The following is a 16828-nucleotide window of genomic DNA, read 5'->3' as shown; positions in this document are numbered from 1 at the left end:
TGCCGAATCAGTCGTTGGGCCCTTTGCGGCCTGTACAGGAAGCAAGAAAGTCGGATAGCAGAAAGTCTGGATTAAGATGGCGAAGGCGAAATACGAGCGGACGAAGCCGCACTGCAACATTGGGACGGTTGGTCACGTTGACCATGGTAAGACGACGCTGACGGCGGCGATCACGAAGGTGATGGCGGAGTCTGGCACGGGTCAGGTCATGGCGTATGACGCCATTGACAAGGCGCCTGAGGAGAAGGCGCGCGGGATCACGATTTCGACGGCGCACGTTGAGTACGAGACGGCGAACCGCCACTATGCGCACGTGGACTGCCCGGGACACGCGGACTATGTGAAGAACATGATCACGGGTGCGGCGCAGATGGACGGGGCCATATTGGTTGTGTCTGCCGCGGACGGCCCGATGCCGCAGACGCGCGAGCACATTCTCCTGGCCCGCCAGGTTGGTGTTCCGGCCCTGGTGGTTTACCTGAACAAGTGTGACCAGGTTGACGACGAGGAGCTTCTTGAGCTGGTTGAGCTTGAGGTACGCGAGCTTCTGTCGAGCTACGACTTCCCGGGTGACGACATTCCGATCATCAAGGGGTCTGCGCTGGCGGCGATCGAGGACACGGACCAGAAGCTGGGCCATGATTCGATCCTTGAGCTGATGCAGGCGATTGACGACTACATTCCGACGCCGGAGCGTCCGAAGGACCAGCCGTTCCTGATGCCGATCGAGGACGTGTTCTCGATTTCGGGTCGCGGGACTGTTGTGACGGGGCGTGTTGAGCGCGGTGTCGTGAAGGTTGGCGAGGAAGTCGAGATTGTCGGCCTGCATGACACGCGGAAGACGACGGTGACCGGTGTTGAGATGTTCCGCAAGCTTCTGGACCAGGGCGAGGCCGGTGACAACATCGGTGCGTTGCTGCGCGGTGTTGGTCGTGATGATGTTGAGCGCGGTCAGGTTCTGGCGAAGCCGGGCACGATCACGCCGCACAGGAAGTTCAAGGCGGAGGCGTACATTCTGAACAAGGACGAGGGTGGCCGTCACACGCCGTTCTTCACGAACTACCGTCCGCAGTTCTATTTCCGTACGACGGACGTGACGGGTGTTGTCACGCTTCCGGAAGGCACGGAGATGGTGATGCCGGGCGACAACGTCTCGATGGACGTGGAGCTGATTGCACCGATTGCCATGGACGAGGGCCTGCGCTTCGCCATTCGCGAAGGCGGACGTACCGTCGGCGCCGGCGTCGTCGCTTCCATCGTCGACTAGAGTTAACCGGGTATAGCTAGAACGCAGGTCCGGAGGCGTTGTTGACGCTGAATAGGAGTGTAGCTCAACTGGCAGAGCACCGGTCTCCAAAACCGGGGGCTGGGGGTTCGAGTCCCTCCACTCCTGCCATGCGGTTTTTCCGGGAAGGCTGAGGCCTTCCCGTTTACCCGTCCGGCTGAGAGGTCAGGGCGTTCGAGGATTGAATTTACATGCTTAAGACCAATCCCGGCCAGTTCGTACGCGAGGTTCGCCAGGAAATCCGCAAGGTGACCTGGCCGACCCGCAAGGAAACCATCGTGACCACGATCATGGTCTTCATCATGGTTTTCCTGGCGGCTGTCTTCTTCTTCGTTGTCGACCAGGTTCTGTCCTTCTCGGTCCGTCAGATACTCGGGCTGGGAGGTTAAGGAATGGCACAGCGCTGGTACGTGGTTCACGCCTATTCCGGTTTCGAGCGTCGCGTGGCCGATGGCATTCGCGAGCAGATTGCGGCCCAGGGCATGGAAGACCTGATCACGGAAGTTCTGGTTCCCATGGAGGAAGTGGTCGAGGTCCGTCGCGGACAGAAGGTCAACACCGAGCGCAAGTTCTTCCCGGGCTATGTCCTGGTGAAGATGGAATTGACCGACGAGACCTGGCATCTGGTCAAGTCGGTGCCGAAGGTAACAGGTTTCCTGGGGGCAAAGGGGCGTCCGGTCCCGATTTCCAACAGGGAAGCCGAAGACATGCTGCGCCAGGTACAGGAAGGTGTCGAGCGGCCAAAGCCCTCGGTGACCTTCGAGATTGGAGAGCAGGTGCGCGTGGCCGACGGGCCCTTCATGTCCTTCAACGGGACCGTCGAGGAAGTGGACGAAGAGCGTGCGCGCCTGAAGGTTCTTGTTTCCATTTTCGGGCGGTCGACTCCGGTCGAGCTCGAATACACACAGGTTGAAAAAGTCTGAATTCCAGCTTTTTGAACCTTGGTTTCCGCGCGGGAGGCCCGCCATGGCCGGACCGTGCTGCCTGATACGAAGGGTATAGAGAATGGCAAAAAAGATAGTAGGTTACATCAAACTCGAAATTCCGGCGGGCAAGGCCAATCCGTCTCCCCCGGTTGGTCCCGCACTGGGTCAGCGCGGACTGAACATCATGGAGTTCTGCAAGGCCTTCAATGCCGAGACGCAGAACATCGAGCCAGGCACGCCCACGCCGGTCATCATCACGGCCTATGCGGACCGCTCCTTCACCTTCGTGACGAAGACGGCCCCGGCCAGCTACTACCTGAAGCGGGCTGCCAAAGTGCAGAAGGGCTCTTCCACGGCCGGTAAGGCGACTTCCGGCAAGGTCTCGATGGATCAGATCCGCGAGATTGCCGAGGCGAAGATGGAGGACCTCAACGCCTACGACGTTGACTCCGCCTGCAACATCATTGCCGGGACCGCACGGTCCATGGGCCTCGAGGTGACGGAGTAAGACGATGGCCAAGACAGGAAAAAGAGTAACCTCGCTGCGTGAAGGCCTGGACCGTGACAAGCATTATGGCCTGGAAGAGGCCGTGAAGCTGGTCAAGGAACGCGCCAACGCCAAGTTTGACGAGACGATCGAGCTGTCGCTCGGCCTGGGGATCGACCCGCGGCACGCAGACCAGAACGTGCGCGGCGCCGCCAACCTGCCGCACGGAACCGGAAAGACCATCCGTGTGGCCGTCTTCGCTAAAGGCGCCAAGGCCGAGGAGGCCCGGGAGGCCGGCGCGGATATTGTCGGGGACGATGACCTTGCCGAGCAGATCCAGAACGGCCATATGAACTTTGAGCGCGTGATTGCCACGCCGGACATGATGCCCGTGGTTGGCAAGCTGGGGCGCGTGCTTGGTCCGCGTGGGCTGATGCCGAACCCCAAGCTGGGAACCGTGACCAACGATGTGGCTTCGGCCATCTCGGAGGCGAAGGCCGGCCAGGTACAATTCCGCGCCGAGAAGAGCGGCATTGTTCACGCCGGTGTAGGCAAGGCCAGCTTTGATGCTGACAAGCTGGTCGAGAATGTCCGCGCCTTCGTTGACGCGATCAATCGTGCAAAACCCAGCGGCGCAAAGGGGACCTATCTGAAGAAGGCCTCCATTTCGTCGACAATGGGTCCGGGTGTGCGGCTGGATGTAAGCAGCATCACGACGAGTGGTGCGGCCAAGGCCGCATGATGAATTCTCCGGGTCTTCGGACCTGGAGCGCAGGAGCCGCTTCGGCGGCTCCGACCTGTCCGAGACTGCAGGTGATCCCCAGGGATCTTAAGCCATTGGGCCTGCATAGACAGGAAGCGATAGACTTTCTTCCGGCTGTATGGCCGGAGCAGGCTTGAGCTTCCAGGACAGGCGAACCGAACGGGTGCTTTTTGCAGCCGTTCTCGTGCAACCGGATGCCAGGGTTCCGACTCTGGCTTTCCAGAGGGAGCAAAGACGTGGACCGCAGAGAAAAAGAAGCGTTGGTTGCGTCCTTGCGCGAGCGTTTCGACTCAGCAACATCGGTCGTCGTCACCCAGCAAAAGGGTCTGACGGTGGCACAGTCGATGGAGCTGCGCCGGAAAGCGCGTGATGCAGGGGCCAACTACAAGGTCACGAAAAATCGTCTCGCGAAGCTCGCTCTCGACGGCACGAAGTTCCAGGCACTGTCGCCTCTGATGACCGGTCCGACCGCACTCGCGATCTCGGACGATGCGGTTGCCGGGGCAAAGGTCTGTGCGGAGTTCGCCAAGAAGAACGACAAACTGACCATTATCGGCGGTTCGCTTAACGGTGAACTGCTCGATGAAGACGGTGTCAAGGCGCTCGCCGCCCTACCGTCCCTGGACGAATTGCGCGGCAAGATTGTTGGTCTGCTTCAGACCCCGGCCACGAATGTGGCGGGTGTTCTGCAGGCACCGGCTGGCCAGCTTGCCCGTGTTTTCGGGGCATACGGCGCCACGGACGAGGCCGCTTGAGACGGCACGCGAAGTTTTACAAGCTCAAGCCTAATGAGGAATTGAAAAATGGCTGATCTAGACAAGTTGGTAGAGGAGCTGTCAAAGCTCACGGTTCTCGAAGCTGCAGAACTTTCCAAGAAGCTTGAAGAGCACTGGGGCGTCAGTGCTGCCGCTCCGGTGGCAGTGGCTGCTGCCGGCGGTGGCGGTGGTGGCGAAGCCGCTGCTGCTGAGGAAGAGCAGACGGAGTTCGATGTCGTTCTGGCCAGTGCCGGCGACAAGAAGATCAACGTCATCAAGGAAGTGCGCGGCATCACCGGTCTGGGCCTGAAGGAGGCCAAGGACCTGGTCGAGAATGCGCCGAAGGCCATCAAGGAAGGCGCTTCCAAGGACGAGGCCGCCGAGATGAAGAAGAAGCTCGAGGAGGCTGGTGCGACTGTCGAAATCAAGTGACAGTAGCCCACCTTTTCAGGTGGACGGAGCTATCCGGCCGGTGCGCTGCAAGGGCGGCGCACCGGACCGGCTTTTTGCGTCTGTAGTAGGTATTCCCTTTCGGGAACGCCCCTCGGGAGCCAGGGCGTTAAAGACGGGTTCATACGGAAGTCCGGTTGGACTTCCGGATTTTGGAAACACGCCATCCATGATTCCGGATGGCCTAGAAGTGGGAACGAGGGTCTGACATGGCGATGTCGTTCACCGGTCGTAAGCGGATTCGCAAATCTTTCGGACGGATTCCGGAAGTAACCCAGATGCCGAACCTGATCGAGGTGCAGAAAAGCTCCTACGACCAGTTTCTCCAGGTGGGGATCAATCCGGAAGAGCGAACCGACAGCGGGCTTCAGGAAGTTCTGAAGTCGGTCTTTCCGATTCAGGATTTCTCTGCGCGTGCTGATCTGCAGTTCGTGCGCTACGAGCTTGAAGAGCCCAAGTACGATGTGGAGGAATGCCAGCAGCGTGGCATGACCTATGCCGCACCGTTGAAGGTGACCCTGCGGCTTGTTGTCTGGGATGTGGACGAGGACACCGGGTCCCGTTCCATTCGCGACATCAAGGAGCAGGACGTCTACATGGGCGATATGCCGCTCATGACGGCGAATGGTACCTTCATTGTCAATGGTACCGAGCGCGTGATCGTTTCGCAGATGCACCGCAGTCCGGGTGTCTTCTTCGATCACGATCGCGGCAAGACCCATTCGTCGGGCAAGTATCTCTTTGCAGCACGGGTGATCCCCTATCGCGGATCCTGGCTGGATTTCGAGTTCGATGCCAAGGACATCATCCAGGTGCGCATCGACCGCCGGCGCAAGCTGCCCGTGACAACGCTGCTTATGGCGCTGGACAGCGAGGCGACAGCCAAGCTGCGCGCCGAGCGCGCTGAGGAAGGCAAGACGGTGGAGCCCAGCGAGGCCCAGGGCATGTCGCCCGAGGAAATGCTGGCTGCCTTCTATGGACAGGAAACCTTTCGTCGTTCCAAGGATGGCTGGCGTACGCCCTTCGAGCCGGAGAAGCTGAAGGGTGTCAAACTGATCAGCGACCTGGTGGATGCCGATAGCGGACAGGTCGTTGTCGAGGCCGGGAAGAAGATCACGCCGCGTGCGGCCAAGAAGCTGGTCGAAGAAGGTCTGAAGGACGTCCTGATCTCCAACGATGATCTGCTGGGCCGTTATGTAGCCGAAGACTGCATCAATGAGGATACCGGTGAGGTTCTGGTCGAAGCGGGTGACGAGCTTACCGCCGAGATCATGACCAAGCTGGAAGAGCAGAAGATCGACAGCCTGCAGCTGCTGGCCATCGACCACGTGAATGTCGGCGCCTATCTGCGCAACACGCTTGCCAACGACAAGAACATGACGCGCGAGGATGCCTTGATCGACATCTATCGCGTCATGCGCCCGGGTGAGCCGCCAACCCTGGAACAGGCGGAAGCCATGTTCCAGAGCCTGTTCTTCGATTCCGAGCGCTATGACCTGTCGCCGGTGGGCCGCGTCAAGATGAACGCCCGTCTGGGCTTCGAGACCGACGACCAGCTGCGTGTCCTGCGCAAGGAAGACATCCTGGAGATCCTGCGTGTCCTGCACGACCTGAAGGACGGACGCGGTGAGATCGATGACATCGACCATCTGGGCAATCGCCGCGTTCGCTCGGTCGGTGAGCTGCTGGAGAACCAGTACCGTGTGGGCCTGGTGCGCATGGAGCGTGCCATTCGCGAGCGCATGTCCTCGGTCGAGATTGACAGCGTCATGCCCCATGACCTGATCAACGCCAAGCCGGCGGCCGCTGCGGTGCGCGAATTCTTCGGCTCCTCCCAGCTGTCACAGTTCATGGACCAGACTAATCCGCTGTCGGAGGTCACGCACAAGCGCCGCCTGTCGGCCCTGGGGCCGGGTGGCCTGACCCGTGAGCGTGCAGGCTTCGAGGTGCGCGACGTGCATCCGACGCACTATGGCCGTATCTGTCCGATCGAGACCCCTGAGGGTCCGAACATCGGCCTGATCAACTCGCTGGCGACCTATGCACGGATCAACCAGTACGGCTTCATCGAAAGCCCGTACCGCAAGGTCGAGAACGGTGTCGTGACCGACGAGGTGATCTATCTCTCGGCCATGGAGGAAGTGCGCTATACCGTGGCGCAGGCCAACTCCACCCTGGACGACAATGGAAAGTTCGTCGACGACCTGATTTCCTGCCGTCGCGGCGCCGATTACATCATGGCCCGTCCGGAAGAAATCGACTACATCGACGTTTCGCCCAAGCAGCTTGTTTCGGTGGCAGCGGCCCTGATTCCCTTCCTTGAGAATGACGACGCCAACCGTGCCTTGATGGGCTCGAACATGCAGCGGCAGGCGACGCCGCTCATCCAGAGCGAGGCCCCACTGGTCGGAACCGGCATGGAAGATACGGTGGCCCGGGATTCCGGTGTGGCCATCGGTGCTCGTCGTGGCGGCATTGTCGACCAGGTGGACGCCACCCGCATCGTGATCCGCGTGACCGACGAGACTGACCATGAGCAGTCCGGCGTCGATATCTACAACCTTCTGAAGTTCCAGCGTTCGAACCAGAATTCCTGCATTACGCAGCGCCCTCTGGTGAAGATGGGGGACGTGGTCGAGAAGGGCGATATCATTGCCGATGGACCCTCGACCAATCTGGGCGAGCTGGCTCTGGGCCGAAACGTGCTCTGCGCCTTCATGCCTTGGAACGGCTACAACTTCGAGGACTCCATCCTGATCTCCGAGCGCATCGTGCGCGATGACGTCTTCACCTCGATCCATATCGAGGAATTCGAGGTCATGGCCCGCGACACCAAGCTGGGTCAGGAAGAGATCACCCGTGACATTCCCAACGTCGGCGAGGATGCCCTGCGCAATCTCGACGAGGCGGGCATGGTCTATATCGGGGCCGAGGTGAATGCCGGCGACATCCTGGTTGGCAAGGTGACGCCCAAGGGCGAATCTCCGATGACCCCTGAGGAAAAGCTCCTGCGGGCCATCTTTGGCGAAAAGGCCTCGGACGTGCGTGACACGTCCCTGCGCCTGCCACCGGGTGTCAGCGGCACCGTGGTCGAAGTGCGGGTCTTCTCGCGCCGCGGCGTGGACAAGGACGAACGCGCCCTGGCCATCGAAAAGGCCGAGATCGAGCGTCTGGCCAAGGACCGAGACGACGAGAAGGCCATCCTGGAGCGCAGCTTCTACAACCGCCTGAAGGACCTGTTGCTGGATGAGGAAGTCCAGAGCGGCCCCAAGGGCATGAAGGCTGGCACCAAGATCACCGAGACGGTGCTGTCCGATTATACGCCGGGTCAGTGGCGGTCGATTGCCGTGAAGAACGACACGCGGCAATCCGATATCGAGATGCTGGTCAAGCAGTTCGACGAATCAGTCAAGGAGCTGGAGAAGCGCTTCGAGAACAAGGTCGAGAAGCTCCAGCGTGGCGACGAGCTGCCCCCGGGCGTCATGAAGATGGTCAAGGTCTTCATTGCCGTGAAGCGCAAGCTGCAGTCCGGCGACAAGATGGCCGGCCGTCACGGCAACAAGGGTGTGATCTCGAAGATCATCCCCATGGAGGACATGCCCCACACCGAGGATGGCAAGCCGGTGGATATCGTGCTCAATCCGTTGGGTGTTCCAAGCCGCATGAACGTTGGTCAGATCCTGGAGACTCATCTGGGCTGGGCCTGTGCGGCATTGGGCCAGCAGATCGGCGACATGCTGCAGGAGGTCCGGGACAACAGCAACCTGGATGACCTGCGGGACAAGCTGATCGATATCTATGATGACGACAAATACAAGCAGGAGATTTCCGGGCTGGACAACGAGGGCCTCCTCGAACTGGCCGGCAACCTTGAGAACGGTGTTCCGATTGCCACTCCTGTCTTCGACGGGGCCCGTGAGCCCGATATCGTCAACATGCTGAACAAGGCCGGTCTGGATTCCTCCGGACAGGTGACGTTGATCGATGGACGCACGGGTGAGACCTTCGAGCGGAAGGTGACGGTCGGTTACATCTATATGCTGAAGCTGCACCACCTGGTGGACGACAAGATCCACGCCCGTTCCATCGGGCCTTACAGCCTGGTCACCCAGCAGCCGCTGGGCGGCAAGGCCCAGTTCGGCGGGCAGCGTTTCGGTGAGATGGAGGTCTGGGCCCTCGAGGCCTATGGCGCCGCCTATACGCTGCAGGAGATGTTGACCGTGAAGTCGGACGACGTGGCGGGCCGTACCAAGGTCTACGAAGCCATCGTCAAGGGCGAGGACAACTTCGAAGCCGGCGTCCCGGAATCCTTTAATGTGCTCGTGAAGGAACTGAAATCCCTCGGGCTCAATGTTGACCTGCGGCAGAGCGATTACTGAGCAACCCCCGGTAATCGTTGGAAATGCAGGACTTAACCGCTAGCTGGAGACAGCCATGAACGAGTTGATGAATATCTTCGGTCAACCCAGTGGACCGCAGAGCTTCGACCAGATCCGTATCTCGATCGCCAGCCCGGAGCAGATTCGCTCCTGGTCCTTTGGCGAGATCAAGAAGCCGGAGACCATCAACTACCGAACCTTCAAGCCCGAGCGTGACGGCTTGTTCTGTGCGCGGATCTTCGGTCCGATCAAGGACTACGAATGTCTGTGCGGCAAGTACAAGCGCATGAAGTACAAGGGCATCATCTGCGAGAAGTGCGGGGTGGAAGTCACCCTGTCCAAGGTGCGCCGCGAGCGCATGGGGCACATCGAGCTGGCAAGCCCGGTCGCGCACATCTGGTTCATGAAGTCGTTGCCAAGCCGGATCGGTCTGTTGCTCGACATCACGCTGAAGGAACTGGAGCGCGTGCTCTACTTCGAGAACTTCATCGTGATCGAGCCCGGTCTGACACCGCTCAAGATGAACCAGCTTCTCAGTGAGGAAGAGTTCCTCGACGCTCAGGAAGAGTATGGCGAGGACGCCTTTACCGCCAAAATCGGTGCCGAGGCCCTGAAGGACATGCTGACCGCATTGGACCTGGAGCAGGAGCGCCAGGACATGCGCGATGAGTTGCGCGATACCAACTCGGAGGCCAAGCGCAAGAAGCTGGTCAAGCGGCTGAAGCTGGTCGAGGCTTTCCAGGAGTCCGGCTCGCGTCCCGAGTGGATGATCCTGGATGTTGTCCCGGTCATTCCGCCAGAGCTGCGCCCGCTTGTGCCTCTGGATGGCGGTCGTTTCGCGACTTCCGACCTGAACGACCTCTACCGTCGTGTCATCAACCGCAACAACCGCCTGAAGCGCCTGATCGAACTGCGGGCACCGGACATCATCGTGCGCAACGAGAAGCGCATGCTGCAGGAGTCCGTGGACGCGCTGTTCGACAACGGGCGGCGTGGACGCGTGATCACGGGCGCCAACAAGCGTCCGCTCAAGTCCATGTCCGACATGCTGAAGGGCAAGCAGGGGCGCTTCCGCCAGAACCTGCTTGGCAAGCGCGTCGACTACTCGGGCCGTTCCGTGATTGTGGTGGGTCCCGAATTGAAGCTGCACCAGTGCGGTCTGCCCAAGAAGATGGCGCTGGAGCTGTTCAAGCCCTTCATCTACTCCAAGCTTGAGCTCTACGGGATGGCATCGACCATCAAGGCGGCCAAGCGCATGGTGGAGAAGGAGCGTCCCGAGGTCTGGGACATCCTTGAAGAGGTCATTCGCGAGCATCCAGTGATGCTGAACCGTGCGCCGACCCTTCACCGTCTTGGCATCCAGGCTTTCGAGCCGGTGCTGATCGAGGGCAAGGCCATCCAGCTGCACCCACTGGTCTGCACGGCCTTCAACGCCGACTTCGACGGCGACCAGATGGCGGTACACGTGCCGCTGTCCCTGGAAGCCCAGCTGGAAGCCCGCGTGCTGATGATGTCCACCAACAACATCCTCAGCCCGGCCAACGGCAAGCCGATCATCGTGCCGTCCCAGGACATCGTTCTGGGCCTGTATTACCTGTCGATGGAATCCGAAGGTGAGCCCGGTGAAGGCATGTCCTTCCGGGACATCGGCGAGGTCGAGCATGGGCTGGCCAACGGTGCCATCACGCTGCACAGCAAAATCAATGCGCGTATCCAGACCATGGACGAGCATGGCGAGCTGGTATGGCAGCGCCTGGAAACCACGCCGGGTCGGATGCTTCTGGGACAGATCATGCCGAAGCATTCGAGCCTGCCCTATAGCCTGGTAAACCGCCTGCTGACCAAGAAGGATGTGCAGGAGGTGATCGACATCGTCTACCGCCACTGCGGTCAGAAGGAGACGGTCATCTTCTGTGACCAGGTGATGACGCTTGGCTTTGGCTATGCCTGCCGCGCCGGTATCTCCTTCGGCAAGGATGATCTGATCATTCCGGAATCCAAGGACAAGCTGGTCGAAGCGGCCCAGGATCAGGTCAAGGAGTTCGAGACCCAGTACCAGGAAGGCCTGATTACCCGCGGCGAGAAGTACAACAAGGTCGTCGACGTCTGGTCGGATTGTACCGACAAGGTGGCCGACGAGATGATGAAGGTGATGCAGGTCAACACCGGCCGCGACATCAACTCCGTCTACATGATGGCCCACTCCGGTGCTCGTGGTTCCGCGGCCCAGATCAAGCAGTTGGCCGGGATGCGCGGCCTGATGGCGAAGCCGTCGGGCGAGATCATCGAGACGCCGATCATCTCGAACTTCAAGGAAGGCCTGACTGTGCTCGAGTACTTCAACTCGACCCACGGTGCCCGAAAGGGCCTGGCCGATACTGCGCTGAAGACCGCCAACTCCGGTTACCTGACCCGGCGTCTGGTTGACGTGGCACAGGATGCCATCGTCATCGAGACGGACTGTGGAACCGAACGTGGCTTGAACGTCCGCGCCGTCGTCGACGGTGGCGAGATTGTCGCGCCATTGAGCGAGCGGGTTCTTGGGCGTACGGCCCTTGAGGATATCCTAGACCCGCAGAGTGGCGAGGTTGTTGTCGCGAAGAACCAGATCATCGACGAGGAGGCCGTGGATCACATCGATCGGGCCGGTATCGATATGGTTCGTATCCGTTCGGCCCTGACCTGTGAGAGCCACGGTGGCATCTGTGCCAATTGCTATGGCCGTGATCTGGCCCGTGGCACCGAGGTGAATATCGGTGAGGCCGTGGGCGTCATTGCCGCCCAGTCCATCGGCGAGCCGGGCACGCAGCTGACCATGCGGACCTTCCACATCGGTGGTGCGGCCCAGGGTGGTGCCGAGCAGTCCAGCATCGAGGCCTCGCAGGATGCCAATGTCACCATCCGGAACTTCAACGTGGTCGCCGACTCTGAAGGCGTCAACGTGGTCATGAGCCGGAACCTTGAGTTGATCCTGCAGGACGACGATGGCCGTGAGAAGGCCAGGCACCGCATCCCCTATGGTGCGCGTCTTCTGGTCCAGGAAGGCGACAGCGTGCAGCAGGGCCAGAAGGTGGCCGAGTGGGATCCCTATACCATCCCGATCATCACCGAGAAGGCGGGTACTGCGAACTACGTCGATTTGGTCGATGGCCTGTCCATGCGTGAAGTGATGGACGAGACGACCGGCATCTCCAACCGCGTGGTGATCGACTGGAAGCAGCAGCCACGTGGCAGTGACCTGCGTCCGCGTGTCACTCTGCGTGATGAAAATGGCGAAGTGGTCAAGCTGGCCAATGGCCTGGAGGCACGCTACTACATGTCGGTGGACGCGATTCTGTCGGTGGAGAATGGTGCACAGGTCAAGGCCGGTGACGTCCTGGCGCGTATTCCGCGTGAATCCACCAAGACGCGTGACATTACCGGTGGTCTGCCACGTGTTGCCGAGCTGTTCGAGGCGCGTAAGCCCAAGGATTACGCGATCATCAGTGACACCGAAGGGCGTGTCGAGTTCGGTCGCGACTACAAGACCAAGCGCCGTATCATCGTTCGCCCCGACGACACCGAGTTGAAGGCGAGCGAGTACATGATCCCCAAGGGCAAGCACCTTGCCGTTCAGGAAGGGGATTATGTGCGCGTGGGCGACATGCTGATGGACGGCAACCCCGTTCCTCACGATATCCTGGAGGTTCTGGGGGTCGAGGCTCTGGCCGAATACCTCATCAACGAGGTGCAGTCCGTCTATCGCCTGCAGGGCGTGAAGATCGACGACAAGCACATCGAGGTCGTGGTTCGTCAGATGCTGCAGAAGGTCGAGGTCACGGATCCGGGCGATACGACTTTCCTTGCCGGTGAGCAGATCGACCGTGACGAGTTCAGTGAGGCCAATGACAAGGCCCTGGCCGAGGGAGGTCGTTTGGCCACTGCCAGCCCGGTCCTTCAGGGCATCACGAAGGCCAGTCTGCATACTCGCTCCTTTATCTCGGCAGCCTCGTTCCAGGAGACGACTCGTGTCCTGACCGAAGCAGCCGTGAACGGCAAGACGGATGACCTGATTGGTCTGAAGGAGAACGTGATCGTGGGGCGTCTGATCCCTGCGGGGACCGGGGCGGTCATGAATCGCTTCCGCCGGATTGCGGCGGATCGCGACAAGGACGCCATGGAGCAGCAGGGTGGAGACTCGACCGCCTTGGTCGACGAGAGCGCGTCCGGAGGCGGCGACGACAAGGAAAGCTCTGTCGCCTGAGTGGAGTCGACAGCGGTGAATTCTGGGGAAAGGGCGTCCTCGAGGGCGCCCTTTTCCTGTCTGACTTATAAAGTATCACCCGCTATGGCAGGGGCGGAATAATCTTGCGAGTTCTCTATACTTTGCAAGGTTCTGAAAACTTGTCCAAAAGCCCACGAAGCAGGGTTGACGAGGCAGGGGCGCCAAAATACTATGCGCGCCTGTTCCAGATAGGGAGCTGGTGGTGGCCCCGTTCACGCGGGCCAGACGCAGTTCCGGAGGAAGCACGAAATCACATAGGGCTTTGTTGGCCCGGAATAGCGTAAACGCCGGCGGGAACAATCCGTTGTTCCAGCGCTGGCGTTTGTTTCGCACTACATATGGCTATTTAGGAAAGCGATCGCATGCCGACGATCAACCAGCTCATTCGCAAGCCGCGTCAACCCGAGGCTACGCGAAACAAAGTTCCAGCGATGGAGGCCTGCCCGCAGAAGCGCGGGGTGTGCACACGTGTCTACACAACGACACCGAAGAAGCCGAACTCTGCACTGCGTAAGGTTGCGCGTGTGCGTTTGACCAACGGCTACGAGGTGACGGCCTACATTCCCGGCGAGGGGCATAACCTTCAGGAGCACTCCGTGGTGATGATCCGCGGCGGTCGTGTGAAGGACCTTCCGGGCGTCCGCTACCACATCATTCGCGGCACACTGGATACCCAGGGTATTTCCAAGCGCCGTCAGCGCCGTTCGAAATACGGCGCTAAGCGTCCGAAGTAAGGAGAGCGCAGATGTCGCGTCGCCATAGCGCCGAAAAACGTGAAGTATTGCCGGATCCAAAGTTCGGCGACCTCGTGCTCAGCAAGTTCATGAACAACATCATGCTTGACGGCAAGAAGTCTGTCGCCGAAGGCATTGTGTACGGGGCGCTTGATACCGTGAGCTCCAAGGGTGCCGGGGAGCCTCTCACCGTTTTTCATGAAGCGCTGAATAACATTCGCCCGGAGATCGAAGTGCGCTCTCGCCGTGTCGGTGGCGCCACCTATCAGGTTCCGGTCGAAGTGCGCGCCCAGCGCGGCCAGGCGCTTGCAATGCGCTGGCTGATCGCGGCTGCGCGCAAGCGTTCCGAGCTGACCATGACGGCTCGCCTGGCAGGCGAGCTGATGGATGCAGCCAATAATCGCGGCGCTGCCGTAAAGAAGCGCGAGGATACGCACCGTATGGCCGAGGCCAACCGCGCATTCTCGCATTATCGCTGGTAAGCCCGCAGGCAAGAGAGGCAAACTATGTCGTCCCGAGTTACACCGCTGGATCGTTACCGCAATATTGGCATCATGGCCCATATTGATGCGGGTAAGACGACCACCACCGAGCGGGTTCTCTATTACACCGGCCGCAGTCACAAGATTGGCGAAGTCCATGACGGTGCGGCCACGATGGACTGGATGGAACAGGAGCAGGAGCGCGGAATCACGATTACTTCCGCTGCTACGACGGCCTTCTGGAACGACCATCGTGTCAACATCATTGACACGCCCGGCCACGTGGACTTCACCATTGAGGTCGAGCGTGCGCTGCGTGTTCTGGACGGCGCGATTGCCGTTTTCGACGCGGTGTCCGGTGTCGAGCCGCAGTCCGAGACGGTCTGGCGTCAGGCGGACAAGTACAAGGTTCCGCGGATCTGCTTCGTCAACAAGATGGACCGCATGGGGTCCGACTTCTTCCGCTGTATCGACATGATCGTCGATCGCCTTGGCGCGACACCGATGGTTCTGCAGTTGCCGATCGGCGCTGAGAGTGACTTCGTGGGTGTTGTCGACCTCGTGAAGATGAAGGCCCAGGTCTGGAAAGACGAATCGCTTGGTGCCGAGTGGGAGTATCAGGATATTCCCGCGAACCTTCAGGACCAGGCCGCCGAGTATCGCGAGAAGTTGATTGAATCCGCGGTCGAGCAGGATGACGAGGCCATGGAGGCCTATCTCGAAGGTACCGAGCCTGACGAGGAAACGCTCAAGCGCTGCATTCGCAAGGGCACTTGCGACTTCAAGTTCGTGCCGGTGATGTGTGGTTCGGCCTTCAAGAACAAGGGTGTCCAGCCGCTGTTGGATGCCGTCGTCGATTACCTGCCGAGCCCGGTGGATGTTCCCGACATTCGCGGCGTCAAGCCCGAGACCGATGAGCCGGTAATTCGCAAGACGGGTGATGACGAACCGATGTCGGCACTTGCCTTCAAGGTGATGTCCGACCCCTTCGTTGGTTCGCTGACCTTCGTACGCGTCTATTCCGGTTCCCTGAAGAAGGGCACGCAGATCCTCAACTCGATGAAGAACAAGCGCGAGCGTATCGGCCGCATGCTGCTGATGCACGCCAACCATCGCGAGGATATCGACGAGGCCCTTGCCGGCGACATCGTTGCGCTTGCCGGTCTGAAAGACACCACAACGGGTGAGACCCTGTGCGATCCTGCCAACCCGGTGGTCCTGGAGAAGATGGAATTCCCCGATCCCGTGATCGAGGTTGCCGTTGAGCCCAAGACCAAGACCGACCAGGAAAAGATGGGCATGGCGCTGGCGCGTCTGGCACAGGAAGATCCTTCCTTCCGGGTGTCCACGGACCACGAAAGCGGTCAGACCGTCATCAAGGGCATGGGTGAGCTTCACCTGGACATCATCGTCGACCGGCTTCGTCGTGAGTTCAAGGTTGACGCGAACGTCGGCGCGCCTCAGGTTGCTTATCGCGAAAGTATCACCCGCCAGGCGGAAGTGGACTACACGCACAAGAAGCAGACGGGTGGCTCCGGTCAGTTCGCACGCGTCAAGCTGGTGTTCGAGCCTCTTGAAGCGGGTGACGGCTTCATCTTCGAGAACGCCATTGTGGGCGGTTCGGTTCCCAAGGATTATGTGCCCGGCGTTCAGAAGGGCATCGAGAACTCCATGGAATCGGGCGTCATTGCAGGCTTCCCGATGATCGACTTCAAGGTCACCCTGGTTGACGGTGCTTACCACGACGTCGACTCGAGTGTTATGGCCTTCGAAATCGCCACCCGTGCGGCCTTCCGCGAAGGTGTTCCAAAAGCGGCCCCCGTGCTGCTGGAGCCGATGATGAAGGTTGAGGTCGTGACGCCTGAAGAGTACATGGGCGACATCATTGGTGACCTGAACAGCCGTCGCGGCAATGTCAGTGGCATGGACAGCCGCGGCAACGCCCGTGTGGTTTCGGCCATGGTGCCGCTGGCCAACATGTTCGGCTACGTCAACACCCTGCGCTCGATGAGCCAGGGTAGGGCACAGTTCACCATGTTCTTCGACCACTACGACCGCGTGCCTCAGGCCGTGGCCGACGAGGTCAAGGCGAAGATGGCCTGACTATAGACGCGAAACAGAAGAGACACTTTTCGACACGGAGAAGAAAGAGCCATGGCGAAGGCGAAATACGAGCGGACGAAGCCGCACTGCAACATTGGGACGGTAGGTCACGTTGACCATGGTAAGACGACGCTGACGGCGGCGATCACGAAGGTGATGGCGGAGTCTGGCACGGGTCAGGTTATGGCGTACGACGCCAT

At 60.1% G+C, this 16828-nt stretch carries 13 protein-coding genes and 1 tRNA gene; all 14 read left to right on the top strand.

Annotated features, from left to right (window positions below; translation table 11 throughout):
* Positions 1 to 76: 76 nt before the first annotated feature.
* Entirely contained in the window at positions 77 to 1267 is a 1191-nt protein-coding gene (tuf, locus tag G502_RS0101110; RefSeq protein WP_022726820.1) for an elongation factor Tu, read from the top strand.
* 53 nt (positions 1268 to 1320) lie between these two features.
* A tRNA-Trp gene (locus G502_RS0101105) sits at positions 1321 to 1396 on the top strand.
* A gap of 80 nt (positions 1397 to 1476) precedes the next feature.
* Positions 1477 to 1674, top strand: a complete 198-nt coding sequence (secE, locus tag G502_RS0101100) for a preprotein translocase subunit SecE (protein ID WP_022726819.1) — start codon at positions 1477 to 1479, stop codon at positions 1672 to 1674.
* A 3-nt stretch (positions 1675 to 1677) separates the two neighbouring features.
* Positions 1678 to 2208 carry a transcription termination/antitermination protein NusG gene (gene nusG, locus G502_RS0101095; RefSeq protein WP_022726818.1) on the top strand — a complete coding sequence of 177 codons (531 nt, stop codon included), beginning with the start codon at positions 1678 to 1680 and terminating at the stop codon, positions 2206 to 2208.
* 82 nt (positions 2209 to 2290) lie between these two features.
* Positions 2291 to 2719 (top strand): 50S ribosomal protein L11, encoded by a 429-nt coding sequence (rplK, locus tag G502_RS0101090; protein ID WP_022726817.1) that lies wholly within the window; start codon positions 2291 to 2293, stop codon positions 2717 to 2719.
* Between the two features lie 4 nt (positions 2720 to 2723).
* Complete coding sequence (gene rplA, locus G502_RS0101085) at positions 2724 to 3440, top strand: 50S ribosomal protein L1 (RefSeq protein ID WP_022726816.1); 717 nt, start codon at positions 2724 to 2726, stop codon at positions 3438 to 3440.
* A 257-nt stretch (positions 3441 to 3697) separates the two neighbouring features.
* Complete coding sequence (gene rplJ, locus G502_RS0101080; RefSeq protein WP_022726815.1) at positions 3698 to 4216, top strand: 50S ribosomal protein L10; 519 nt, start codon at positions 3698 to 3700, stop codon at positions 4214 to 4216.
* Positions 4217 to 4264: 48 nt separating this feature from the next.
* Positions 4265 to 4648 (top strand): 50S ribosomal protein L7/L12, encoded by a 384-nt coding sequence (gene rplL / locus G502_RS0101075; protein ID WP_022726814.1) that lies wholly within the window; start codon positions 4265 to 4267, stop codon positions 4646 to 4648.
* A gap of 227 nt (positions 4649 to 4875) precedes the next feature.
* Positions 4876 to 9045, top strand: coding sequence for a DNA-directed RNA polymerase subunit beta (rpoB, locus tag G502_RS0101070; RefSeq protein ID WP_022726813.1), 4170 nt, complete (start codon positions 4876 to 4878; stop codon positions 9043 to 9045).
* A gap of 55 nt (positions 9046 to 9100) precedes the next feature.
* Complete coding sequence (gene rpoC / locus G502_RS0101065; protein WP_022726812.1) at positions 9101 to 13288, top strand: DNA-directed RNA polymerase subunit beta'; 4188 nt, start codon at positions 9101 to 9103, stop codon at positions 13286 to 13288.
* A gap of 383 nt (positions 13289 to 13671) precedes the next feature.
* Positions 13672 to 14043: a 30S ribosomal protein S12 gene (gene rpsL, locus G502_RS0101060; protein WP_022726811.1), complete on the top strand. Its 372-nt coding sequence runs from the start codon at positions 13672 to 13674 to the stop codon at positions 14041 to 14043.
* Positions 14044 to 14054: 11 nt separating this feature from the next.
* Positions 14055 to 14525, top strand: a complete 471-nt coding sequence (rpsG, locus tag G502_RS0101055; protein WP_022726810.1) for a 30S ribosomal protein S7 — start codon at positions 14055 to 14057, stop codon at positions 14523 to 14525.
* Positions 14526 to 14549: 24 nt separating this feature from the next.
* The gene (gene fusA / locus G502_RS0101050; protein WP_022726809.1) at positions 14550 to 16628 is read left to right on the top strand and encodes an elongation factor G; all 2079 of its coding nucleotides are present in this window, start codon (positions 14550 to 14552) and stop codon (positions 16626 to 16628) included.
* A gap of 51 nt (positions 16629 to 16679) precedes the next feature.
* A partial coding sequence (locus tag G502_RS21795) for a GTP-binding protein (protein WP_245560687.1) occupies positions 16680 to 16828 on the top strand: 149 nt, incomplete at its 3' end.

Origin of the sequence: Fodinicurvata sediminis DSM 21159, from assembly GCF_000420625.1 — a bacterium.
GTDB classification, from domain to species: Bacteria; Pseudomonadota; Alphaproteobacteria; order Kiloniellales; family DSM-21159; genus Fodinicurvata; species Fodinicurvata sediminis.
This window is presented reverse-complemented; position numbering and strand designations above follow the sequence as displayed.

Excerpts from the sequence above, each read along its gene's own strand:
- rplL (WP_022726814.1), top strand. The coding sequence starts at position 4,265 with ATGGCTGATCTAGACAAGTTGGTAGAGGAGCTGTCAAAGCTCACGGTT.
- fusA (WP_022726809.1), top strand. The coding sequence starts at position 14,550 with ATGTCGTCCCGAGTTACACCGCTGGATCGTTACCGCAATATTGGCATC.
- rplA (WP_022726816.1), top strand. The coding sequence starts at position 2,724 with ATGGCCAAGACAGGAAAAAGAGTAACCTCGCTGCGTGAAGGCCTGGAC.
- rpoC (WP_022726812.1), top strand. The coding sequence starts at position 9,101 with ATGAACGAGTTGATGAATATCTTCGGTCAACCCAGTGGACCGCAGAGC.
- rplK (WP_022726817.1), top strand. The coding sequence starts at position 2,291 with ATGGCAAAAAAGATAGTAGGTTACATCAAACTCGAAATTCCGGCGGGC.
- nusG (WP_022726818.1), top strand. The coding sequence starts at position 1,678 with ATGGCACAGCGCTGGTACGTGGTTCACGCCTATTCCGGTTTCGAGCGT.
- secE (WP_022726819.1), top strand. The coding sequence starts at position 1,477 with ATGCTTAAGACCAATCCCGGCCAGTTCGTACGCGAGGTTCGCCAGGAA.
- rpsL (WP_022726811.1), top strand. The coding sequence starts at position 13,672 with ATGCCGACGATCAACCAGCTCATTCGCAAGCCGCGTCAACCCGAGGCT.
- tuf (WP_022726820.1), top strand. The coding sequence starts at position 77 with ATGGCGAAGGCGAAATACGAGCGGACGAAGCCGCACTGCAACATTGGG.
- rpoB (WP_022726813.1), top strand. The coding sequence starts at position 4,876 with ATGGCGATGTCGTTCACCGGTCGTAAGCGGATTCGCAAATCTTTCGGA.
- rpsG (WP_022726810.1), top strand. The coding sequence starts at position 14,055 with ATGTCGCGTCGCCATAGCGCCGAAAAACGTGAAGTATTGCCGGATCCA.